The 21,692-nt window shown below is 65.0% G+C and carries 20 protein-coding genes and 1 riboswitch; of the genes, 9 read left to right on the forward strand and 11 right to left on the reverse strand.

The genetic code is table 11. The annotated features are described in order from the left end of the window. Nucleotides 1–101 precede the first annotated feature (101 nt). Complete coding sequence (locus IM543_05435) at nucleotides 102–2,141, forward strand: glycoside hydrolase family 97 protein (GenBank protein ID QOY95309.1); 2,040 nt, start codon at nucleotides 102–104, stop codon at nucleotides 2,139–2,141. A gap of 122 nt (nucleotides 2,142–2,263) precedes the next feature. Here the strand turns inward: IM543_05435 and IM543_05440 are convergent, their stop codons facing one another. Further along, nucleotides 2,264–2,746, reverse strand: a complete 483-nt coding sequence (locus tag IM543_05440; protein ID QOY95310.1) for a glutathione peroxidase — start codon at nucleotides 2,744–2,746, stop codon at nucleotides 2,264–2,266. 156 nt (nucleotides 2,747–2,902) lie between these two features. Here IM543_05440 and IM543_05445 point away from each other — a divergent pair, with 156 nt between their 5' ends. Both IM543_05445 and IM543_05450 read left to right on the forward strand, forming a co-directional pair. Continuing rightward, entirely contained in the window at nucleotides 2,903–5,227 is a 2,325-nt protein-coding gene (locus IM543_05445; protein ID QOY95311.1) for a TonB-dependent receptor, read from the forward strand. A gap of 17 nt (nucleotides 5,228–5,244) precedes the next feature. Further along, the gene (locus tag IM543_05450) at nucleotides 5,245–5,931 is read left to right on the forward strand and encodes a pentapeptide repeat-containing protein (GenBank protein ID QOY95312.1); all 687 of its coding nucleotides are present in this window, start codon (nucleotides 5,245–5,247) and stop codon (nucleotides 5,929–5,931) included. Between the two features lie 21 nt (nucleotides 5,932–5,952). On the opposite strand, the gene IM543_05455 is transcribed toward IM543_05450, so the two are convergent. From IM543_05455 to IM543_05470, 4 genes are all read right to left on the reverse strand, one after another. Continuing rightward, the gene (locus tag IM543_05455; protein QOY95313.1) at nucleotides 5,953–7,650 is read right to left on the reverse strand and encodes an MCP four helix bundle domain-containing protein; all 1,698 of its coding nucleotides are present in this window, start codon (nucleotides 7,648–7,650) and stop codon (nucleotides 5,953–5,955) included. Between the two features lie 305 nt (nucleotides 7,651–7,955). Continuing rightward, nucleotides 7,956–8,909, reverse strand: coding sequence for a cobalamin-dependent protein (locus IM543_05460; protein ID QOY95314.1), 954 nt, complete (start codon nucleotides 8,907–8,909; stop codon nucleotides 7,956–7,958). A gap of 96 nt (nucleotides 8,910–9,005) precedes the next feature. Next, nucleotides 9,006–10,142: a PilT/PilU family type 4a pilus ATPase gene (locus tag IM543_05465; protein ID QOY95315.1), complete on the reverse strand. Its 1,137-nt coding sequence runs from the start codon at nucleotides 10,140–10,142 to the stop codon at nucleotides 9,006–9,008. Between the two features lie 15 nt (nucleotides 10,143–10,157). Next, nucleotides 10,158–11,201: a type IV pilus twitching motility protein PilT gene (locus IM543_05470; GenBank protein ID QOY95316.1), complete on the reverse strand. Its 1,044-nt coding sequence runs from the start codon at nucleotides 11,199–11,201 to the stop codon at nucleotides 10,158–10,160. A 79-nt stretch (nucleotides 11,202–11,280) separates the two neighbouring features. Between IM543_05470 and IM543_05475 the strand changes: the two genes are divergently transcribed. Together IM543_05475 and IM543_05480 are read left to right on the forward strand one after the other, a co-directional pair. After that, complete coding sequence (locus tag IM543_05475) at nucleotides 11,281–11,982, forward strand: YggS family pyridoxal phosphate-dependent enzyme (GenBank protein ID QOY95317.1); 702 nt, start codon at nucleotides 11,281–11,283, stop codon at nucleotides 11,980–11,982. Between the two features lie 17 nt (nucleotides 11,983–11,999). Next, entirely contained in the window at nucleotides 12,000–12,842 is an 843-nt protein-coding gene (locus IM543_05480) for a pyrroline-5-carboxylate reductase (GenBank protein QOY95318.1), read from the forward strand. 58 nt (nucleotides 12,843–12,900) lie between these two features. Here IM543_05480 and IM543_05485 read toward each other — a convergent pair whose 3' ends face one another. From IM543_05485 to ubiA, 4 genes are read right to left on the reverse strand one after another with little or no spacing between them, the layout of a single operon-like run. After that, the gene (locus IM543_05485; protein ID QOY95319.1) at nucleotides 12,901–13,203 is read right to left on the reverse strand and encodes a hypothetical protein; all 303 of its coding nucleotides are present in this window, start codon (nucleotides 13,201–13,203) and stop codon (nucleotides 12,901–12,903) included. Further along, a complete protein-coding gene (locus tag IM543_05490; GenBank protein QOY95320.1) occupies nucleotides 13,193–13,570 on the reverse strand; it encodes a phage holin family protein in 378 nt (125 codons plus the stop codon). Before IM543_05490 ends, IM543_05485 begins: the two co-directional genes overlap by 11 nt. A gap of 2 nt (nucleotides 13,571–13,572) precedes the next feature. Continuing rightward, the gene (locus IM543_05495) at nucleotides 13,573–13,893 is read right to left on the reverse strand and encodes a DUF883 domain-containing protein (GenBank protein QOY95321.1); all 321 of its coding nucleotides are present in this window, start codon (nucleotides 13,891–13,893) and stop codon (nucleotides 13,573–13,575) included. A gap of 54 nt (nucleotides 13,894–13,947) precedes the next feature. After that, nucleotides 13,948–14,802, reverse strand: coding sequence for a 4-hydroxybenzoate octaprenyltransferase (gene ubiA, locus IM543_05500; GenBank protein ID QOY95322.1), 855 nt, complete (start codon nucleotides 14,800–14,802; stop codon nucleotides 13,948–13,950). A 147-nt stretch (nucleotides 14,803–14,949) separates the two neighbouring features. Here ubiA and IM543_05505 point away from each other — a divergent pair, with 147 nt between their 5' ends. After that, the gene (locus IM543_05505; GenBank protein QOY96534.1) at nucleotides 14,950–15,405 is read left to right on the forward strand and encodes a YaiI/YqxD family protein; all 456 of its coding nucleotides are present in this window, start codon (nucleotides 14,950–14,952) and stop codon (nucleotides 15,403–15,405) included. Nucleotides 15,406–15,433: 28 nt separating this feature from the next. Here IM543_05505 and IM543_05510 read toward each other — a convergent pair whose 3' ends face one another. Both IM543_05510 and IM543_05515 read right to left on the reverse strand, forming a co-directional pair. After that, on the reverse strand, nucleotides 15,434–16,045 hold the full coding sequence (locus IM543_05510; GenBank protein QOY95323.1) for a PEP-CTERM sorting domain-containing protein: 612 nt from the start codon (nucleotides 16,043–16,045) through the stop codon (nucleotides 15,434–15,436). A gap of 165 nt (nucleotides 16,046–16,210) precedes the next feature. Further along, a complete protein-coding gene (locus IM543_05515; protein ID QOY95324.1) occupies nucleotides 16,211–17,152 on the reverse strand; it encodes a hydrogen peroxide-inducible genes activator in 942 nt (313 codons plus the stop codon). A gap of 171 nt (nucleotides 17,153–17,323) precedes the next feature. Between IM543_05515 and IM543_05520 the strand changes: the two genes are divergently transcribed. The 3 genes from IM543_05520 to IM543_05530 all read left to right on the forward strand — a co-directional run bounded on the left by IM543_05520 (nucleotide 17,324) and on the right by IM543_05530 (nucleotide 21,589). Beyond that, the gene (locus IM543_05520) at nucleotides 17,324–18,517 is read left to right on the forward strand and encodes a PilT/PilU family type 4a pilus ATPase (GenBank protein QOY95325.1); all 1,194 of its coding nucleotides are present in this window, start codon (nucleotides 17,324–17,326) and stop codon (nucleotides 18,515–18,517) included. Nucleotides 18,518–18,527: 10 nt separating this feature from the next. Beyond that, nucleotides 18,528–19,001 (forward strand): adenylyltransferase/cytidyltransferase family protein, encoded by a 474-nt coding sequence (locus IM543_05525; GenBank protein ID QOY95326.1) that lies wholly within the window; start codon nucleotides 18,528–18,530, stop codon nucleotides 18,999–19,001. A gap of 612 nt (nucleotides 19,002–19,613) precedes the next feature. Beyond that, nucleotides 19,614–19,701: riboswitch (cyclic di-GMP riboswitch) on the forward strand. A gap of 55 nt (nucleotides 19,702–19,756) precedes the next feature. Next, nucleotides 19,757–21,589: a S8 family serine peptidase gene (locus tag IM543_05530; protein ID QOY95327.1), complete on the forward strand. Its 1,833-nt coding sequence runs from the start codon at nucleotides 19,757–19,759 to the stop codon at nucleotides 21,587–21,589. Nucleotides 21,590–21,692: the final 103 nt, after the last annotated feature.

Consider the following 21,692-nt stretch of genomic DNA (forward strand, 5'->3'; position numbering starts at 1 on the left):
CGCCTGGTAGTCGAGTTACGTCTTTTTGTCTTACTATGTCATGCTCATCTGGAGGAATGGTAGTTTTCCTACGGACGACGCTACCAAGACAAGGAGACTTCATGCGCATCCACCACTTCGCTTCCGCCCTGGCGGCATCCTGCCTGCTGGCCCTGCCGGCCTGGGCCCAGCAGCGCATCGCCAGCGCCGCCTCTCCCGGCAATGTGCTCAGCGTGGAAGTCCAGCTCGACGGCATGGGCAAGCTGGCCTACGGCGTCAAGCGCCAGGGCAAAGAGATCATCGCTCCTTCGCGGCTCGGCTTCAACCTGGCCAATGCCCCCAAGCTCGACGGCGGCTTCAGCCTGCGCGCGCAGGGCGTGAGCGAGCATGACAGCACCTGGGAGCAGCCCTGGGGCGAGCGCCGCTTCGTGCGCAACCGCTACCGCGAGCTGCGCGTGGACCTCGAACAGAAGAACCGCGCCGGGCGCCGGCTGGCGGTGGTGTTCCGCCTCTACGACGACGGCATCGGTTTTCGCTACGAATTCCCGGAGCAGCCGCAACTGCGCGTGGCCGAGATCACGGATGAACTGACCGAATTCACGGTGGCCCAGCCGGCCACCGCCTGGTGGATCCCGGCCGGAGAGTTGCCCGGACTGGAGGAAGAGGTCCGCAAGGCGCCGCTCGGGGAGATCGGCATCGCCAACACGCCGCTCACGCTACGCCTGGAGGACGGCACCCACATCGCCCTGCACGAAGCGGCGCTGGTCGACTATGCCAGCATGTGGCTGCGCAAGGTCGAGGGCCGGAAGCTGCGCGCCATGCTGGCGCCGTCGCCGAGCGGCCCGGCCGTGGTGCGCCAGGGCGCGTTCAGCACGCCATGGCGCACGCTGCAGATAGCAAGCGATGCGGCGGGGCTGTACATGTCGGACCTGGTGCTCAACCTGAACGAGCCGAACAAGCTCGGCGACGTGAGCTGGGTGAAGCCCTCGAAGTTCGTCGGCGTCTGGTGGCAGATGCACCTGAACAGCGGTTCCTGGGCCGCCGGCCCGAAGCATGCGGCCACCACCGCCAACACGAAGAAATACATCGACTTCGCCGCGCAGAACGGTTTCCGCGGTGTGCTGGTCGAAGGCTGGAACAAGGGCTGGGAAAGCGACTGGGGCCACGGCGGCGCCGATTTCAGCTTCACCCAGCCCTACCCGGACTTCGACCTGCCCGGCCTGGCCGCCTATGCGAAGGCCAAGGGCGTGCGCCTGATCGGACACCACGAGACCGGCGCCAATATCGTCGCCTACGAACGGCAGATGGATGCGGCGTACAAGTTGTATGCGAAGCTGGGCGTGGACAGCATCAAGTCCGGCTACGTGCACGAAGCGGGCAGCGCGCTGTTCACGGGCCGCGACGGCAAGCCGCGTTACGGCCATTACGACTCGCAGGAGGGCGTGAACCACTTCCTGAAGGCCGTCACCGAGGCGGCGAAGTACAAGCTGTCGATCGACACCCACGAGCCGGTGAAGGACACTGGCCTGCGCCGTACCTACCCCAACTGGCTGACGCGCGAAGGCGCGCGCGGGGTCGAGTACAACGCCTGGGGCAGTCCGCCCAACAGCGTCGACCACGAGGCCAAGCTGGTGTTCACGCGCATGCTGAGCGGCCCGATGGACTACACCCCGGGCGTCCTGAGCCTGGTGGGCGCGGACGGCAAGGCCTTCAACTCGACCCAGGCCAAGCAGCTGGCGAACTTCGTCGTCATCTACTCGCCGATCCAGATGGCGGCCGACCTGCCCGAAAACTACGCGACGTACCCGGCCGCCTTCAAGTTCATCCGCGATGTCCCGACCGACTGGCAGGACACGCGCGTGATCAACGGCGAAGTGGGCTTGTTTGCGACCATCGCCCGCAAGGACCGCGGCAGCGAGGACTGGTACGTGGGCGCCGTCACCGACGGCGAAGCGCGTACCTTGCCGCTGCCGCTGGGCTTCCTCGACAAAGGCAGGCGCTATCTCGCCGAGATCTACCGTGACGGCGACGCGGCCGACTACCGCAGCGAACGCCGCTTCGACCTGGTGACGGAGACCAGGCTCGTCACCGCGGCGGATACCCTGCAACTGCGCCTGGCGCCGGGCGGTGGGCAAGCCATCCGCTTCACGCCGCAGCCCTGAACGCGTAGGGTGGCCGGCCCTGCCGGCCGCGCGTTCAAATCACGCATGCTCCGTGACCGATCAAATCGGAGGTGAACGCGCGGTCGGGAGAACCCGACCACCCTACAACTGCGAGCGTTCGCTTATTGCGCCAGCAGCTTCTCGATGTCGCCGGCGATTTCACTTGGCGCCGTCTGCGGCGCATAACGCTTGACCACCTCGCCGTCGCGTCCGACCAGGAACTTGGTGAAGTTCCACTTGATGGACTCAAGACCGAGCACGCCCGGCTTCTCGCCCTTCAGGTGCCGGTAGAGCGGGTGGGCATCGTCGCCGTTGACGTCGACCTTGGCGAACATCGGAAAGCTCACGCCATAGTTTTTTTCGCAGAAGGCGCCGATCTCGGCCTCGGTACCCGGCTCCTGCTTGCCGAACTGGTTGCAGGGAAAGCCCAGCACCACCAGGCCGCGTTCGCCGTACTGGCGGTGCAGCTCTTCGAGCCCTTTGTATTGCGGCGTGAAGCCGCAGGCGCTGGCGGTGTTCACGATCAGGAGCACCTTGCCGCGAAAGCGCGCCAGGTCCACCGGCTGGCCGTCGAGGGCGGTCGCGCTGAAGTCGAATACGTTCATGTTCTTCGTCCTGTTCTGAAAACCAAAAGTGTATGTCATTGCGGCGCAAGGCGTATGCATGCGTCAATCGCTCAAGTCTTTGCTTGTTATCTTTTGTTACAAACGTCAAGAAGCGGGCATGCGACAATCCCTCGCCTATACTGCCGAGCCGCTTCCATGCCTACCACTTCCCACTTCGCACACATTTCCCGTCACCCGCGCCGTACCCTGATCGCGCAACTCGTCGCGGGCACCCTGCTGCTACCCGTCGCAGCGAGCGCCCAGCAGGCCCCGGCGACGCCGGTGCCGGTGCCGGCGCAGGCGCAGGCGAAGCAGGATGCCGCCAAGCCCGTCACGGCACAGGCACAGGCTCCCGCTGCGGCGCCGGCGCCGGCCGCGCCGGCCGTCGAGTCGACCGTCACCGTTACCGCGACCCGCACCCAGAACCGCATCGACCGCCAGACCTATGACGTCAAGGCCGATCCGGCAACCTCGAACGACACCGTGGCCGATACCCTGAACAAGGTGCCCTCGGTCGGCGTCGACGCCGACGGCAACGTCACGCTGCGCGGCCGCAGCAACGTGCAGATCCTGGTGGACGGCAAGCCCTCCGCGATGATGCAGGGCGATAACCGCGCCGCCGCGCTGAACGCGCTGCCGGCCGCCGACCTGGAATCGGTGGAGGTCATCAACAATCCTGGCGCGCAGTTCGGCAACGAAGGCGGCGGCGGGCCGGTCATCAACCTGGTGATGCGGCGCGAACGCAGCCCCGGCGGCTTCGCCGTGCTGAACGCGAACGTCGGCACCGAGGGCCGCTACAACACTTCCGCCTTCGGCAGCTACACCGAAGGGCGCTACAGCGTGCAGGGCAGCCTGTTCCGGCGCCAGGACAAGCGCGAGTCGAGCGGCGAGACCGTGCGCGAGCGCATCGACCCGGCAACCGGCGCGATCGCGCGCAGCACCCAGGACTCGAACGGCGTGAACCGCAACGAGGCCACCGGATTCAACGGCGGCCTGACCTACAACCTGGGCGACAAGGACGTGCTCGGCGCCACGCTGAATTATTCGCAGAACGAGAACGATGCCGAATCGACCGAGCGCTATCGCAACACCAATGCGGCCGGCATCGTCGACAACGAATACCTGCGCACCAGCCTGCGCGATACGAAGAACCGCAACTACGGACTGGGCGCCCGCCTGGACCACAAGGGCGACGCACCCGGCGAGACCTTCAAGGTGGACCTGCGCGTATCGGGCAGCGACAGCGACAACGCGGCCAACTACGCCAGCGTCTACACCGTGCGCCCAGCGAGCGCCAGTGCGCCCGGTAGCCGCCAGCAGGGCGACAACCAGACCCGCATCGTCGACTTCACCGGCGACTACGAGTTGCCGGGCGAGCACGGCGTGTGGAAGGCCGGCTACAAGGTGGCGCGCAACAGCAATGTGTTCGACAACGCCTACTTCGACATCGACCCATGCTGCGGCACCGAGCGCCCCAACACCACCCGTACCAACCGCTTCGAGCTGACCGACATGACCTACGCGCTGTACGGCAGCTACCAATGGCGCGTGAACGACAAATGGGGGGTACTGGGCGGCCTGCGCGCCGAATACGCGGACCTCGACATGAACCAGGTCACCACCGGCCAGCGCGCCGGCAACCACTATTTCGACGCGATCCCGAGCGCCTTCGTGACCTATGGCCTGTCCGACGAGACCACGCTGCGCCTGAGCTACGCGCACCGCATCCGCCGTCCCGGCGCGGGCGACCTGAATCCCTTCGTCGTCTATCGCGACGAGCAGAATATCTCGTCGGGCAATCCGAACCTGCAGCCGGCCAGTTCCGATTCGCTGGAACTGGGCGTCGAGACCAAGCTGGGCAAGGTGGACACCAACGTGCGCCTGTACCTGCGCCATGAGAGCGACCTGATCAACGAGCGCCGCATCCTGCTGGCCAACGACGTGCTGCTGACCACGCGCGAGAACGCCGGCAGCAGCCGTTCCGGCGGCCTCGAATTCAACTTCAGCGGCCGCGCCACCCAGCAGCTGATGATCAACGTGAACGGCAATATCGGCTATGCCGAGCAGACCGTGCTGGGCAGCGTGCTGGACGACAAGCGCAGCGCGACCTCGGTCAGCGGCCGGGCACGCTTGATGTACCAGATGAACCCGGCGAACAGTTTCATGCTGATGCTCAATGCCCAGGGCAAGACCCTGTTCGGCGAAGGCTACCGCGAGCCGAGCTACACGGCCAACCTGAACTACCGCCGCATGCTCACGCCGGCATTGAGCCTGACCGTCAACATCAACGACCTGTTCGATTCGCAGAAAATGGAATCGATCACCGAGACCGAGCGCCTGCGCGAGTACAGTACCCGCCGCTTCGGCGGACGCATGGCCTACGTCGGCCTGTCCTACCGCTTCGGCAGCTTCGGCAATGCCGGCGGCCAGCGCCGCCCGATGATGTTCGGCGGTCCCGGCGGGCCGCGCGGTCCGGGCTGAGCGTTCCCAGCCCTCGCATGACCCGCCAGAGCGCTACCTTCAGCAGCGAGGCGCCCGGCCGCGCCGCGATCGAACACGCCATCGCGTCCGGGCACCTGCTGGTGTTCGAGCACTGCGCGCTGGCCGGCGCCGACCTGTCCCGGCTCGACCTGCAGGACAGCGTCTTCCATCACTGCGACCTGTTTGAAACCTCGTTCCATGCGGCGAAGCTGGCGCGCACGCGCTGGCAGCGCTGCCGCGGCGCGCATGCCGACTTCGAGTCGGGCGAGCTGGTCGACGCCGTCTTCGCCTCCTGCGACCTCAACAACAGCAGCTGGCGCCGCGCGCGCCTGGCCTCGGCGTCCTTCCACGGCTGCAAGCTGACCGGCGCCCGGTTCGAGGACACCAGCCACCTGGCCTTGCACTTCGAGGATACGCTGCTGGTGGGCGCCGACCTGCGCCGCATGTCGTTTCGCAAGGCGCTGCTGAAAGGGCTGGATTTCGCCGATGCCGATCTGTCGGGCTGCGATTTCCGCGAAGCCGTGTTCGAAGGCGGGAGCCTGCGCGACGCGCACATCCGGGACACCCGTTTCGATGGGGCGGACCTGCGCGAGGTGGATCTTGGGGGATTGAAACTGCTGAACGCGAAGCAGTTTCTTGGTGCGACCATCTCGGTGCGCCAGGCGGCCGAGATGGTGCGGGAGATGGGGCTGAACGTGGCGTAGGAAGGCGGCCCGGTGTCGCGGCTAGAAGCTTTCCCACTCCTCCTGGGGTACGGCGGCAACGCGCTGCGCAGGGCGGGCCGCCGGTGCGGGCCTGGCAGGTGCGGCCAGGCGCGAGGCAGGCTTGCCGCGCACGGCAGGGGCGGCGATGGCGGCCGCCTGTGCGTCCAGCTTGAACACCGACACCAGCTGGGCCAGCTTGCCCGCCTGGCCCTGCAGCGACTCGGCCGCGGCCGCCGCTTCTTCCACCAGCGAGGCGTTCTGCTGGGTCACCTGGTCCATCTGGCTGATGGCCGTGTTGATCTGCTCGATGCCCGAGGTTTGTTCCACGCTGGCCGAGCTGATCTCACCCATGATGTCGGTCACGCGGCGCACGCTGGCGACGATCTCGTCCATCGTGCTGCCGGCCTGGTCGACCAGCCGGGCGCCGGCATCGACCTTGCTTACCGAGTCGCCGATCAGCTGCTTGATTTCCTTGGCCGCGGCGGCGGAGCGCTGGGCCAGGGTGCGCACTTCCGAGGCCACCACGGCGAAGCCACGGCCCTGCTCGCCGGCACGGGCTGCTTCGACGGCGGCATTCAGCGCCAGGATGTTGGTCTGGAAAGCGATGCTGTCGATGACGCCGATGATGTCGACAATCTTCTTCGACGAATCGTTAATGGAGGCCATGGTGTCGACCACTTGCGACACCACCATGCCGCCGCGCGCCGCCACTTCCGAGGCCGAGGTGGCCAGCCCGTTGGCCTGGCGTGCATTGTCGGCGTTCTGCTGGACGGTCGAGGTCAGCTCTTCCATCGACGATGCGGTTTCCTCGAGCGAGCTGGCCTGCTCTTCGGTGCGCGAGGACAGGTCGAGGTTGCCGCTGGCGATCTGGCTGGACGCGGAAGCGATGGCATCGGTCCCGCTGCGCACTTCGCCGACGATCCTGGCCAGGCTGTCGCGCATGCTGCGCATGGCGTACAGCATGCTGGTGTCGTCGCCCCGGCGCAGCACCACGTCGACGCTCAGGTCGCCCGCGGCGATGCGGCCGGCGATCTCGCCGGCATAGGCCGGCTCGCCGCCCAGCTGGCGCGTCAGGCTGCGGGTGATCAGCACGCCGAGGCCGACGCCGGCGGCGGCGCTGCCCAGCACCAGCATCAGCATCAGCGTACGGCTGGTTTCATACAGCACGGTCGCTTCGCTGGCGGCGGTGCGGGCATTCTCTTCTTTCTGGCGGGTGAGATCGGTCAGGCGTTTGTCGAGATCATTGGCCACCGGTGCCATGGTACCGAACACGTAGTCGACCGAACTGCGGGTCTCCTGCAGCGTATCGGCTTTCGCCAGCCTGCTTGCCTCGACGATGTGCGCTTCGTAGCTGCGCACGCGCTGGTCGAGCTCGGCGAACATGCGCTTGCCGGCCTCGGTGAAAAACAGCGGCCGCGCCTTGTCGAGGTTCTGTTTCAGCTGCGCGTGCGCGGTTTCGACGCCGGCAAACGCAGCCTGGCGGTCCGCGTCGGTCGAGGCGAGCAGCGCGTTGCGCAGGGCGCGGCCGACATAGACCAGGTTGATGTTGGCTTCCTTCACGTAGGAGATGCCGAGCAGCTGGCGTTCGTACAGCAAGTCGTTGGCATCGTTAATGCGCGACATGTTGAAGATGCCGATGCCGGCCACGGCGGCGCCGAGCAGGGCCAGGGCCAGGAAACCGGTGATCAGGCGGGTGCCGACCTTCATTCGATTGAACATGGGAGAGTCCGGGTAGCAGGTTAAGGGTTGAGCGGCCGGGTTGAGCGGCGAGGGGGCTGAGCCAGCGCTACAGCCACACCATATCAGCGCCCGGAAATAGTTCCAAGGGGCAATATATTTACCCCTGGCCCAATGTTTTGTCTGGTGATGATGGCTGTGCTGCACAAAGCCGCGCTGTATGGACGATTTCGGCCATTTCCGATGAATACAGAAGGGTTTGTGCTGAACAAAAAGTCAGGCCCAAGCGTGGCATCGACGCCTTGCTGTCGCATCGCTGCAACAGCCGGCATCGGCCGTTCGCGCCATCAGGAACGGCTGCGGCGCGCTACTTCCACGGAAGGATGGGCCAGCCGCCAGCGGCGCAGGGCCGGCTCGATGGCATCGAGGCTGTCGAATGTTTCAATGCCCGGCAGCAGCGTGCCGGCGGCGCGCATGCCTTCTCCGCCTACCCACAAGGCGGTTGAGGGGGGCAAGGCGGTACGCATTGCCGCCACCATGCGGACCATGTTCCTGCACGGGACATTGACGCTGAAGGACAAGGCGACGATGTCGGCATCGCTTTCGATGGCCGCCGCGGCCACTTCCGGCGGCGGCGTATCGGCGCCAAGCTGGATGCAATGCATGCCCATCGAGGTCATCACCGCTTCGGCCATCAGGATGCCGAGCACATGGGCTTCTCCGGTGAGGGTCGCCATGACCACCCTGGGGCGGCTGTCGCCGGCCGCGCGCACCGCCGCCTGTTTCGCGTGCAGGCCCGCCGTGGCCAGTTGCGCAAACAGGTGTCCGTAGCGGGTGGGCAGCTCGCCGCGGCGCCAGGCCAGTCCGATCTCGATGGTCAATGGGGCGAGGAATTCGATGACGAAGCGGCGCAGGCCCAGGTCCAGCATCCGGTGCTGGAACAGCGCGTGCAGATCGGATAGCCGGTAATCGCGCAGCAGGTCGAAGACAGGGCGGTAGTGCTCGGGAATGCCCGCGTGCGCATCCGGCTGAACGCCGGGATCGACCGGCTCGCATGCCGCCGCGCTGGAAAAGATTTTTCCTGGTCGGAGGCCCTGGTCGATCAGGCGCCGTACCGCATGCAGGCGTTCGACCTGGCCGGGCGGGTAGACCCGGTCGCCATGGCGGTCACGCAGGGGTTGTGGAAAGCCATAGCGCTTTTCCCACATCCGCAAGGTGGCCTGGCGGATGCCGGTTTGCAGCTCGACTTCGGTAATGGGAATCGCATCGCCGATGGCCGGCGGATCGTCCTGGATACTCACGCTCGCAACTCTTTCCTCCGTGAACCCGCACCTTAACGCAAACGGGACCGCCCCGGCGCACGCCGTCGGTCCCGCCGGGGAGGTGCGGACGCGCGTTCAGACGATGCCGAGGTGGTCCATTCCGGTGGAGAAATCGCGGTTCTTCGCGTGCTTGCTGTTGAGCTTGATGTTCAGGCGCAGGTCGTTCACCGAATCGGCGTTGCGCAGGGCGTCCTCGTACGAGATCTTGTCCGCCTCGTACAGGTCGAACAGGGCCTGGTCGAAGGTCTGCATGCCGAGTTCGCGCGACTTCTTCATGATCTCCTTGATCTCGTGGACGTCGCCCTTGAAGATCAGGTCGGAGATCAAGGGGGAGTTCAGCAGGATCTCCATCGCCACCACGCGGCCCTTGGCTTCCTTCTTCGGGATCAGGCGCTGCGAGATCAGGCCCTTCATGTTGAGCGACAGGTCCATCAGCAGCTGCTGGCGGCGCTCTTCGGGGAAGAAGTTGATGATGCGGTCCAGGGCCTGGTTGGCGCTGTTGGCGTGCAGGGTGGCCAGGCACAGGTGGCCGGTCTCGGCGAAGGCGATCGCGTGCTCCATGGTCTCGCGGTCGCGGATCTCGCCGATCTGGATCACGTCCGGCGCCTGGCGCAGCGAGTTCTTCAGCGCCGCTTCGAAGCTGTCGGTATCGACCCCCACTTCGCGCTGGGTGATCACGCAGTTCCTGTGCGGGTGGACGAACTCGACCGGGTCTTCGATGGTGATGATGTGGCCGTAGCTGTGCTCGTTGCGGTAGCCGACCATCGCCGCCAGCGTGGTCGATTTGCCCGAGCCGGTGGCGCCGACCATGATGACCAGGCCGCGCTTGGTCATGATCACGTCCTTCAGGGTTTCCGGCAGCGCGAGGTCTTCGAATTTCGGGATGGTGGTGGTGATCACGCGCAGCACCATGCCGACGCAGCCCATCTGCATGAAGGCCGACACGCGGAAGCGTCCCAGGTCGCCCGGGCTGATGGCGAAGTTCGATTCCTTGCTCAGCTCGAATCCGGCGGCCTGCTTGTCGTTCATGATGGCGCGCGCCAGGTCGGCCGTGTGGTTGCCGCTGAGCGGCTGGTTCGAGACCGGCGTCATCTTGCCGTCGATCTTGATCGCCGGCGGGAAGCCGGCCGTGATGAACAGGTCCGAACCACCCTTGCTGGTCATCAGGCGCAGCAGGTCGAACATGAACTTGGATGCCTGGTCGCGTTCCATGGTGCGTTCTCCTGCTTAGCCCGGGAAGTTTTCGGGAATCTTGGCGGCGCTGCGGGCGGCGGCGCTGCTGATCACGTTGCGGCGCACCAGGTCGGTCAGGTTCTGGTCGAGCGTCTGCATGCCGACGCTGCTGCCGGTCTGGATGCTCGAATACATCTGCGCGATCTTCGCTTCGCGGATCAGGTTGCGGATTGCCGGGGTACCGATCATGATCTCGTGCGCCGCCACCCGGCCCGCGCCGTCCTTGGTCTTGAGCAGGGTCTGCGAGATGACGGCCTGCAGCGACTCGGACAGCATCGCGCGTACCATTTCCTTCTCTTCGGCCGGGAACACGTCGACGATCCGGTCGATGGTCTTGGCGGCCGAGGAGGTATGCAGGGTGCCGAACACCAGGTGGCCGGTCTCGGCCGCCGACAACGCCAGGCGGATGGTTTCCAGGTCGCGCAGCTCGCCCACCAGGATGCAGTCCGGGTCTTCGCGCAGCGCCGAGCGCAGCGCGTTGTTGAAGGACAGGGTGTGCGGGCCGACTTCGCGCTGGTTGATCAGGCACTTCTTGGAGTCGTGCACGAATTCGATCGGGTCCTCGATGGTGAGGATGTGGCCGTATTCGTTTTCGTTGAGGTGGTTGACCATCGCCGCCAGCGTGGTCGATTTACCGGAGCCGGTGGGGCCGGTCACCAGCACCAGGCCGCGCGGCTTGAGGGCCAGTTCGCTGAAGATCTTCGGCGCGTTCAGCTCTTCCAGCGACAGGATCTTGGACGGAATGGTACGCAGCACCGCCGAGGCGCCGCGTTCCTGGTTGAAGGCATTGACGCGAAAGCGCGCCAGGCCGGGGATCGCGAACGAGAAGTCGCACTCCAGCACTTCTTCGTATTGCTTGCGCTGGCCGTCGTTCATGATGTCATAGATCATGCCGTGCACATCCTTGTGCTCCAGCGGCGGCAGGTTGATGCGGCGCACGTCGCCGTGCACGCGGATCATCGGCGGCAGGCCGGCCGAGAGGTGCAGGTCCGAGGCCTTGTTCTTGACCGAGAAGGCGAGAAGTTCCGAAATGTCCATTGTTATAATCCCGTGGCGTGAGCGAAGCCGGGACGAAAGACCGGGTCTCTACTCAAAATATTTCCTATAGAAAACCATTATGTCCATAATCGCTGGGAACTTGCAAGCTGTCGAAAGGACAATCGAGGACGCGTGCGCAGGGAGCGGCAGGGCCAGGAGCGAGGTTCGGCTGCTGGCCGTGTCGAAGACTTTTCCTGCGCAAGCCGTGGTCGAGGCGATGGCTGCCGGGCAGCGCGCCTTCGGTGAAAACTATCTCCAGGAAGCGCTCGACAAAATGCAGGAAGTGGCGCGCCTGCAACCGGGGACGGCCGTGGAGTGGCATTTCATCGGCCCGATCCAGAGCAACAAGACCCGTCCCATCGCCGCCAGCTTCCACTGGGTGCACACGGTGGAGCGCCTCAAGATCGCCCAGCGCCTGTCGGAACAGCGCCCGCCCGATCTCGGCCCGCTCGACATCTGCCTGCAGGTGAACATCAGCGGCGAGGCCAGCAAGAGCGGCGCCGCCGAGGCCGATCTGCCGGCGCTGGCGCGCCAGGTGGCCGCCTTGCCCGGACTGCGCCTGCGCGGACTGATGGCGATCCCTGAACCGAGCACCGACCCCGAGCGGCAGCGCGCCGCTTTTGCCCGTCTGCGCGGCCTGTTCGAGGCCCTGCGCGCGGACGGCCTGGCGCTCGATACGCTGTCGATGGGGATGTCGGGCGACCTGGCCGCCGCGATTGCGGAAGGCGCCACCATCGTGCGCATCGGCAGCGCCATCTTCGGCACGCGCCACTACGAATGACACTGACAAAGGACAACATGAAGATCGCATTCATCGGCGGCGGCAACATGGCCACGGCCCTGGTCGCCGGCCTGGCCGGCCAACTCACGGGCGCCGGCAGCCTGCACGTGGTGGACCCGAATCCTGATGCACTCGCGCGCCTGGCCAGCCAGTACGGCGTGAGCACCGCGGCGGGCATCGACACGCAGGTGGGGAACGCGGACGTGGTCGTGCTGGCGGTGAAGCCGCAGCAGATGCGCGAGGTCGCGGCCAGCCTCGCGCCGCTGCTGGGCGCGCAATCGCTGGTGCTGTCGATCGCGGCGGGCATCCGCATCGCCGACCTGTCGCGCTGGCTGGGCGGCTACAGCCGCATCGTGCGCGCGATGCCGAATACCCCGGCCCTGATTGCCATGGGCATCACCGGCATGGTGGCGGGGCCAGGGGTCGACGCGGACCAGCGCGAGGCCGCCGACCAGGTGATGCGCGCGGTCGGCCGGACCGTCTGGCTGGAGCAGGAAAGCCTGATCGATCCGGTGACGGCGGTCTCGGGCAGCGGCCCGGCCTATGTGTTCTACTTCCTGGAAGCGATGCAGCAGGCGGCGCTGGAGATGGGGCTGGATGCGGAGCAGGGAAGGCAGCTGGCGCTGGCCACCTTTCTAGGCGCGGCCCAGCTGGCGGCGCAGTCGGGCGATCCGGTGGACGTGCTGCGCCAGCGCGTGACCTCGAAAGGGGGCACCACGCACGCGGCGATCAGCAGCATGGAAGCGGCGGGAGTGAAGGAGGCGATCGTCGCGGCCATGAAGGCGGCCGCGGACCGCGGGCGTGCATTGGGCGAAGAACTGGGCGAAGAACCGGGCGAAGAACCGGGCAAGGACTCGTAGGGTGGGCGCGGTGAACTGCTCCACAGGACCAGTTCACCGCGCCCACCCTGCAAAAACCTCAGTGGACTTCGAAGCCCTTCCAGCGCAGCACGGGCAGCAGCTTCTGGGCGAGCTTGTAGGCCGAGACGACCGCGGTCGCGCTGCCGACCATCCACTTCGGCTTGGCGAGAGCCAGGCCGGCGGCGATGCCGGCCACGATCAGCGCCATCTTCTTGTGCCGCGCCGCGTAGGCCGGGATCAGGCCCAGCGTCTGTGGCGACGACAACATGGCGAAGTCATACGCCACCTGGGTGCGCTGGTCGGCGCAGCGCGACACCAGCGCCTCGCGGCGCGCGGCCAGGTCCGCCGATTTAGAAGCCATCGCCATCCTCCCCCTTCAGCGCCGCGGCGTCCTTGCGCAACTCGGCCAGGGTGGCCGGCAGCAGCGGCGGACGCCTGGCCAGGCCGGCACGCAGCTTCATCGCGGCAAATGCGGCGCCCAGGATGAACAGGACGGCCATGCCGCCGACCGCCGCCAGGCGGTGGGTGTCCCAGAACAGGACCAGCACGAACAGGACGACCAGGGCCAGCGCGTACAGCGCCAGCACTGCCGCTGCGACGCCCCAGGCCAGGTAGCCGAGCAGGTGCCGGCCGCTTTCCTGGAGCTCGATGGAGGCCAGCTCGAGGCGCGTACGCGCCAGGTCGAGCACATTGGCCGCGATCCTTCTCACTGCCGCCGTGATGCTCATGCTTAGCGGCGCGAGATCAGCATGCCGAGGACGACCCCGACGGCGGCGCCCAGGCCCACCGACTTCCACGGGTTCTCGTGCACGTATTCGTCGGTGACGCGGGCCGCTTCCCTGGTCTTCTCGACCACGGTGTGCTGGTATTCGCCCAGGCTTTCCTTGGCGGCAGCCAGGGTCTGCTCGAACTTGGCCTTGGCCGCCTTCAGGTCGTCACCGGTCAGCTGGCCGCCATTGCGCAGCCAGGCTTCGGCGTCCTGGATCACGGTCTTCAGGTCCGACATCAGTTGGTCGCGGGTGCCGGTTTGGGTAGGGATTTTTTCCATCATGGTAGGCCTCGTCAAGGTTGTAATAGTAGTGAGGGGAATGCTTTTTGTGCAATATTACCTGAATGCATAGTCTAGCGCGACACCGCTGAACAGTGCGGCGCCAAGCCAATTGTTGTGACGAAATGCCTTGAAGCAGGCCATGCGTTCCCGGTGGCGGATCAGGGTGTAGTGGTAGAGCGCCAGGCCGGCCGCGATGACGATGCCGCCCACGAACCACCAGCGCAGGCCCAGGTACCAGCCGCACAGCAGGTCGATGGCCAGCGCCGCGCCGTAGCACAGCATGACGGCGGCCACGTCGAAACGGCCGAAGGTGATGGCCGAGGTGCGGATGCCGATCCTGAGGTCGTCGTCGCGGTCGACCATGGCGTATTCGGTGTCGTAGGCAACAGCCCAGAACACGTTCGCCACCAGCAGCCACCAGGCCACCGCCGGCACCGCGCCCTGCACGGCGGCGAAGGCCATCGGGATCCCGAAGCCGAACGCGATGCCCAGGTAGGCCTGCGGGATCGCGAAGAAGCGCTTGAAGTAGGGGTAGGTGCCGGCCACGATCAGGGCCAGTACCGACAGCTGCTTGGTCAGCGCGTTCAGCGGCAGAATGAGGAGAAAAGACACCAGCGACAGCACGGCCGCCACCATCACCGCTTCCCAGCCGCGGATCTTGCCGCTGGTGAGGGGGCGGTCATTGGTGCGCTTGACGTGCTTGTCGAACTCGCGGTCGGCATAGTCGTTGATGGCGCAGCCGCTCGATCGCATCAGCGCGGTGCCGAGCACGAAGATCGCCAGCACCATCATGTCCGGCACGCCGCCGGATGCCATCCACAGCGCCCACAGGGTCGGCCACAGCAGCAGGAGGATCCCGATCGGCTTGTCGGCCCGGACCAGGCGAAAATAAAGCGCCAGCTTGTTCATGAATCGTCGTGTCTTGTCGCGCAAGAACTGTTGAGCAGAAGACAGGGATTCTAGCCCCTTTTGGCGCGAGCACAAGGACGAGCACGGCGCGCGCAGGGCAGGGCTTGCCGGTACAATCGGCCCATGTCCGACAAGCCTACTTCACACATGCACATCTGGGTCGACGCCGACGCCTGTCCCGGCGTCATCAAGGACATCCTGTTTCGGGTGGCCGAGCGGCTGCAGATCCCGCTCACGCTGGTGGCCAACCAACTGGTCAGGGTGCCCGGTTCGCGCTACATCCGCGCGCTGCAGGTGCCGAGCGGTCCCGACGTGGCCGACGCCGAGATCGTCGCGCGCCTGCAAAGCGGCGACATCGTCGTGACCGGCGACATACCGCTGGCGGCGCAGGTACTGGACAAGGGGGGATTATCGCTCAATCCGCGCGGCGAGTGGTATACCAAGGACACCATCGCCCAGCAGCTGACGATGCGCGCCTTCATGGAAGAACTGCGCGGGAGCGGCGTCGATACCGGCGGTCCGGCGGCCTTCAGCCAGGCCGACAGCCGGAATTTCGCGAATGCGCTGGACCGCCAGCTGGCGCGTTCGCGCGCCGGCGGCTGATGAACGCCCGGCCGTGGCCGGGCCGGCTTTACTTCTTCAACGGGCGACGACGCGTCACCGAATAGCCCAACAGGCCGATACCGAGCAGGCCCAGAATGCCCGGCTCGGGTATTTCGTTGCCCGGACCTTCGCCATCGTCTTCACGCTGCACGATGGTGTAATGCGAGACGTCGTGCGACCTGGAATTGCCATTGAAGTTGAAGGGTGGCGAGGTGAACGGCGTGGACCAGGCGCCGTTGGCGTACAGCTCGTTCAGCAGGAAGCCGACCAGGTTGGTATTGTTGCCATTCTTAAACACGATCATGTAGTCGTAGGCGGCGAAGTCGGCGCCGGTGATGGCCCACGTGCCAGATGAAGCGCTGGCATTGACCTGGAGGTTACCGCTGTTGACCATCCAGTCGGTCGTGCCGAAAAATCCCGCGGCATTGATATTGGCAAGATTGGCCACATTGCTGGAATCAGGATTATCGAGATACTGGCACGCACTGGCAGCGGTCGTCGTACCGGTGCTGTTTTCGACTTTGGCGGTCGGATCCGTCACGAATGAAGCGGGACAGCTGACCAGTGCGGCATGTGCGGCCTGGCCTGTGACAAGTGCGGACAGCACGACGACTGCCTGGATAATTTGCTTATTGTTCATAATCAGTACTCCCCGGTTATATCGGAAAACATCCGTATGTACAGCAAAATTAGCTATGCATAATGCGTGCCTGCCGGATAAGTAACTGATTGTTAAACTTATTTTTTAAATTTCGAACTGGAAATGTAAAGTTTCCCGACCGGGCACGCCGGTCAAGCGCTGGAATCAGGCCGCGGTGTCGAGGCTGATCATGTCCACACCCGGCAAGCGGCACGCGAGCACGGCCTGGGCCACAGCCTCGATGGCCGCGCGCCGCGTGAAGCTCTTGCGCCAGACGATGACCACGCGGCGCGAGGGCACCGGATGGGTGAAGGGCACGTAGCTCAGCAGGCCATTCGGGTCGTGCATGTCGGCCACCGAGGCGCGCGGCAGCACGGTCAGGCCGATGCCGCTCGCCACCATGTGGCGGATGGTCTCCAGCGAGGACCCTTCGAAGGTGCGCTGCATGCCGTTTCCTGGCGACGAATAGCGCGCCATCTCCGGGCACACTTCCAGCACCTGGTCGCGGAAGCAGTGGCCGGCCCCCAGCAGCAGCATGGTTTCGAGCTTCAGGTCGTCGGCCGGGATTTCCTTGCGGCCGGCCCAGGGATGGGTGCGCGGCATGGCCACCACGAAGGGCTCGTCATACAGGGTCTGCATCGACATGCCGTGTTCGGGCAGGGGCAGCGCGACGATGGCGGCATCGAGCTCGCCCTGGCGCAGCAGTTCGAGCAGTTTATGCGTGTAGTTCTCTTGCAGCACCAGCGGCATCTGGGGCACGTGGTCGATCAGGCGCTTGACCAGCGGCGGCAGCAGGTAGGGGCCGATGGTGTAGATCACGCCCAGGCGCAGGGGCCCGGCCAGCGGATCCTTGTTCTGCTTGGCCAGTTCCTTGATGGCGGCGGTCTGTTCCAGTACGCGCTCGGCCTGGGCCACGATCTGGGCGCCCAGCGGGGTCACGGAGACCTCGGAACCGCCGCGCTCGAACAAGGTCACCCCGAGCTCGTCCTCGAGTTTCTTGATGGCGACGGAGAGGGTGGGCTGGGCCACGAAGCAGGCTTCGGCGGCATGGCCGAAGTGCTTGGCGCGCGCGACGGCGACGATGTATTTCAGCTCGGTCAGTGTCATGGGGTCTCTAGCACAGGATGGCACGGCTGTTGTGCCGACCATCCTGACACAATGTTGGCATTTAGTCAGCCGGGATTTTCATTCGTTTCATCGAAAGAGGACGGTTGCGCGAATCATAGTCTATATAATTGCCGTGCAGGATTTTCCGCCTGTGTTCTCGCGAGGTACCCCATGTCGTCGACTTTCGGCCCGGCGGAAGCCCAGGCCTATATCCACAAGCTGCTGACGGTGATGCACCACCAGGGTGGCTCCGATCTGTTCATCTCCAGCGATTTCCCTCCCAGCATGAAGCACCAGGGCGCCATGAAGCCCCTGAGCCAGCAGCGCCTGTCCGGCGAAGTCACGCGCGCGCTGGCGCTGTCGCTGATGAACGAACGCCAGCGCGCCGAGTTCGAAAACGAGATGGAATGCAACTTCGCGATCTCGCTGCCCGGCGTGTGCCGCTTCCGCGTCAACGTGTTCGTGCAGCAGCAGAGCGTCGGCATGGTGGTGCGCACGATCGCCTCCGAGATCCCGAACTTCGAGAAGCTCGACCTGCCCGAAGTGCTCAAGGACGTCGTGATGACCAAGCGCGGACTGGTGCTGGTGGTCGGCGGTACCGGTTCCGGCAAGTCCACCACGCTGGCGGCCATGATCGATTACCGCAACAGCCACTCGGCCGGCCACATCATCACCGTGGAAGACCCGGTGGAATACGTCCACAAGAACAAGAGCTGCCTGGTCACGCACCGCGAGGTCGGCGTGGACACGCACTCCTGGCACAACGCCCTCAAGAATACGCTGCGCCAGGCGCCGGACGTGATCCTGATCGGCGAGATCCGCGACACCGAGACCATGGAGCACGCGATCGCCTTCGCCGAGACCGGTCACCTGTGCCTGGGCACCCTGCACGCGAACAATGCCAACCAGACGCTCGACCGTATCATCAACTTCTTCCCGGAAGAGCGCCGCAACCAGTTGCTGATGGACCTGTCGTCGAATTTGCGTGCGGTGGTCTCGCAGCGCCTGGTGCGCCTTGAAGACGGCAAGGGCCGCAAGGCGGCGATCGAGATCCTGCTGAATACGCCGACCATCGGCGAGATGATCCTGAAAGGGAACTTCCAGAACATCAAGGAGATCATGCACAAGTCGCGCGAGCTCGGCATGTGCACCTTCGACGGGGCCTTGTACGAGTTGTACAACCAGGGCCACATCGGCTACGACGAAGCGATCCGCAACGCCGATTCGGCCAACGGCTTGCGCCTGCAGATCAAGCTGTCGGGCGAGCGCAAGGGCCCGGACGGCGGCGCCGGCCAGGCCGGCGCGCTGTCGATGGCAATCGAGGAAGACACGCAAGACGACGCACCCAGCACCGAAAAAACCTGAGAAGAACCGTATGCCCGCATTCGAAAACAAGATCTGCACGCGCGCCGAGCTGGCGCAGCGTATCGCCGCATTGCCCAAGCCGGTGGTGCTGACCAACGGGGTGTTCGACATCCTGCACCGCGGCCACGTGACCTATCTCGCGCAGGCGCGCGAACTGGGGGCCTCGCTGGTGGTGGCGGCCAATACCGACGCTTCCGTGAAACGCCTGGGCAAGGGCGACGACCGCCCGCACAATACCCTGGCCGACCGCATGGCGGTGCTGGCATCGCTGGAATCGGTCAGCCTGGTGGTGGACTTCGACGAAGACACCGCGCTCGAGGTGGTGCTGCAGGCGCGCCCCGAGATCTATGCCAAGGGCGGCGACTACGACATGACGCGGATTCCGGAAGGACAGGCGGTGCTGGCCTACGGCGGGCGGGCGGTGGCCATCGATTTCGCGCACGACCGCTCGACGACGAAACTGGTGGCGAAGATCAGGGGCTGAATCAGGGGCCGGACGCCGCCCCTTGCAATACATTGCCCGACGTGGCATCGGCGCCTCCGGCCCGATACACCACCCCCGTCCTCCTGCCGGCCGCCGGATTTGCGCGGCTTGCCATTGCTCGCTTGCAGGGGCGGCACCGTGTCCACGGCGCCGAATCCGGTTCCGCTATCAGCCACCACGCCGCCTTGCGAATAACCGCCTGTATTTATTCATTTTCATGAGCTTCGCTTCGGACGTGCTTGTGAAAAATCTTCGAATTGAATAAATAAGGATGAAATCCGGGATCGAAATTAAAAGGTTTTTATAAACGAAAGAATTCGATCGTGATCATTGAATCGCAAGAATTTTGTATTTAAAAGATATTCAGTTAAAAATCAATGACTTGGAATATTGAAATTTGAAATAATTGACGGTTTATAAAATATTTTCATATTGAATCGGATGGGGAATTTCACGAAATAGAAAATCTTTCTTTCAGTAAATACAACAGGTGTGATCAATTGTTCAATTCTGTGCGCTGTTTCTTTGATTTTTTATTAACCGGATTCAAAAAAAGAGACGATTTTGAACAAATGTGGTTGCATTGGAGAATTCGAGATATTAGTATCGATTTCCTGAAAAAGGCAAACCGTGCGAAAGCACGGGACGCAAAGTCACGGTCTACCGGGAGCTATCGCCCCAAGACGGCAGGACTGCCAGGTGTTCATTGTGCTTCCGGACCACGTATTTAGTGTGTCCTGCAAGCACATGGGCTCATGTGGCAGCCCTGTTGGAACCACTTAACAGGAAATGCAATGAGCACATTCAATCCCAGTCTCTCGCTGCGCGCCCTGACGCTCGCAGTCCTTGGCGCCAGCGCCGCCTTCCCCGCGGTCGCCGCCCAGCCCAATGATGAGCTGCTCGTGAAGGGACGCGTGCTGGTCGAAGTCCGCGACGGCGTTACCAACGATGCGCTCGGCAAGATGATCGAAGCGCCCGGCCACAAGCGTTACAAGCTCGGCCAGAGCGGCATCTACATCGTCGACCTTCCGGCGAATGCCTCCGAGCGTGCCGTACTGGCGCGTCTGCAACACAACCCCCATGTGAAATCGGCCGAGCAGGATCGCCTGGTGCCGAGTACGCTCGCGGTCAACGATCCTTACGTCGGCAGTGCCTGGCACCTCGGCAAGATCGGCGCGCCGGCGGCCTGGGACCTCGCGCAGGGCAGCGGCGTGACGGTCGCGATCCTCGACTCGGGCATCGACGCCGCCCATCCCGACCTGGCGCCAAACCTGGTCGCCGGCTACAACGTGTATGACGCGAATACCAACCTGGCCGATGTCTGCGGTCACGGCACCTCGGTCGCCGGCGCCGCCGCCGCGGTGAACAACAATGCCCTCGGCGTGGCCGGGATCGCCGGGCGCGCGCGCATCATGCCGGTGCGCGTGGCCTACAAGAAGGCGACGGACGGCGGCTGCTACGCCGCCTACAGCACGGTCGCCAACGGCCTCATTTATGCTGCCGACCATGGCGCCCGCATCGCCAACGTCAGCTACGGCGGCGTGACGACCAGTTCCTCGGTGACCAGTGCGGCCAACTACATGAAGTCCAAGGGCGGCCTGGTGTTCGTTTCCTCGGGTAATACCGGCACCGACCAGGGGTATGCGCCCAACAGCGCCATGATCGTGGTCGGCGCCACCGACAGCTACGACAAGCGCGCCAGCTGGTCGAGCTATGGCAGCTTCGTGGCGCTTACCGCACCCGGCAGCGGCATCTGGACCACCCGGATGGGCAACAGCTATGCTGCAGTGAACGGCACTTCGTATGCGAGCCCGGTGGCCGCCGGCGTGGCCGCCTTGATGATGGACGCCGCCCCGACGCTCAGCAACAGCCGCATCGAAAGCCTGCTGTATTCGACCGCGATGGACCTCGGCACGGCCGGCCGCGATGCGTACTACGGCTACGGCCGGGTCAACGCCGCCGCCGCGGTGCAGGCCGCGCGCGGCGACGCGCCCGCCATCGATAGCACCGCGCCGACCGCCGCCATCGCGGCCCCGCTCGGCAGCAGCACGGTGTCCGGCCTGGTGGCCGTCGATGCCAGCGCCAGCGACAACGTCGGCGTGACGCGCGTCGACCTGCAGGTGAACGGCACCACGGTGGCCAGCGATACCAGCGCGCCGTATGGCTTCAGCTGGAATTCGGCAGGCGTGGCGAACGGGATGGCCAGCCTGGTGGCCGTCGCCTACGACGCCGCCGGCAACGCGGGCCGCTCGGCGAGCGTGGCGGTCAATGTCGCCAACACCACGACCACGACGCCGTCGGCGACCTCGGACACGATTGCGCCGGTAGTCAGCATCGCCAATCCGGTTGGCGGCGCGGTGTCGGGCAACGTCAAGGTCAGCGTGAATGCGAGCGACAACCTGGGCGCGGCGGCATTGTCCCAGCAGCTGCTGGTGAATAATGTGGTGGTGGCGCAGGGAAGCGGCGGCAGCCTGTCCTACAACTGGAACACGCGCAAGCTGAAGTCCGGCACCTACACGCTCAAGGCGGAGGCGCGCGACGCCGCCGGTAATGCCGGCAGCGCGAGCGTGAGCGTGACGGTCCGCTAAGCTTCCGATCGCGCCGTTTCTTTCCCAGGGCCCGCTGCAGCGCAGCGGGCCTTGTCCGTTCCACCGCTGGCAATTCGTGGCACCATGCTGATTTCCGCAACGA

Source organism: Massilia sp. UMI-21 (assembly GCA_015277795.1).
Taxonomy (GTDB): domain Bacteria; phylum Pseudomonadota; class Gammaproteobacteria; order Burkholderiales; family Burkholderiaceae_D; genus Telluria.

Bases quoted from the DNA above. Each gene is read 5' to 3' on its own strand.
- IM543_05450 (QOY95312.1), top strand. From the start codon at position 5,245: ATGACCCGCCAGAGCGCTACCTTCAGCAGCGAGGCGCCCGGCCGCGCC.
- IM543_05470 (QOY95316.1), bottom strand. From the start codon at position 11,201: ATGGACATTTCGGAACTTCTCGCCTTCTCGGTCAAGAACAAGGCCTCG.
- IM543_05455 (QOY95313.1), bottom strand. From the start codon at position 7,650: ATGTTCAATCGAATGAAGGTCGGCACCCGCCTGATCACCGGTTTCCTG.
- IM543_05490 (QOY95320.1), bottom strand. From the start codon at position 13,570: ATGAGCATCACGGCGGCAGTGAGAAGGATCGCGGCCAATGTGCTCGAC.
- IM543_05495 (QOY95321.1), bottom strand. From the start codon at position 13,893: ATGATGGAAAAAATCCCTACCCAAACCGGCACCCGCGACCAACTGATG.
- IM543_05530 (QOY95327.1), top strand. From the start codon at position 19,757: ATGTGGCAGCCCTGTTGGAACCACTTAACAGGAAATGCAATGAGCACA.
- ubiA (QOY95322.1), bottom strand. From the start codon at position 14,802: ATGAACAAGCTGGCGCTTTATTTTCGCCTGGTCCGGGCCGACAAGCCG.
- IM543_05485 (QOY95319.1), bottom strand. From the start codon at position 13,203: ATGGCTTCTAAATCGGCGGACCTGGCCGCGCGCCGCGAGGCGCTGGTG.
- IM543_05445 (QOY95311.1), top strand. From the start codon at position 2,903: ATGCCTACCACTTCCCACTTCGCACACATTTCCCGTCACCCGCGCCGT.
- IM543_05515 (QOY95324.1), bottom strand. From the start codon at position 17,152: ATGACACTGACCGAGCTGAAATACATCGTCGCCGTCGCGCGCGCCAAG.
- IM543_05505 (QOY96534.1), top strand. From the start codon at position 14,950: ATGCACATCTGGGTCGACGCCGACGCCTGTCCCGGCGTCATCAAGGAC.
- IM543_05520 (QOY95325.1), top strand. From the start codon at position 17,324: ATGTCGTCGACTTTCGGCCCGGCGGAAGCCCAGGCCTATATCCACAAG.
- IM543_05480 (QOY95318.1), top strand. From the start codon at position 12,000: ATGAAGATCGCATTCATCGGCGGCGGCAACATGGCCACGGCCCTGGTC.
- IM543_05525 (QOY95326.1), top strand. From the start codon at position 18,528: ATGCCCGCATTCGAAAACAAGATCTGCACGCGCGCCGAGCTGGCGCAG.
- IM543_05435 (QOY95309.1), top strand. From the start codon at position 102: ATGCGCATCCACCACTTCGCTTCCGCCCTGGCGGCATCCTGCCTGCTG.
- IM543_05475 (QOY95317.1), top strand. From the start codon at position 11,281: ATGTCCATAATCGCTGGGAACTTGCAAGCTGTCGAAAGGACAATCGAG.
- IM543_05465 (QOY95315.1), bottom strand. From the start codon at position 10,142: ATGGAACGCGACCAGGCATCCAAGTTCATGTTCGACCTGCTGCGCCTG.
- IM543_05510 (QOY95323.1), bottom strand. From the start codon at position 16,045: ATGAACAATAAGCAAATTATCCAGGCAGTCGTCGTGCTGTCCGCACTT.
- IM543_05440 (QOY95310.1), bottom strand. From the start codon at position 2,746: ATGAACGTATTCGACTTCAGCGCGACCGCCCTCGACGGCCAGCCGGTG.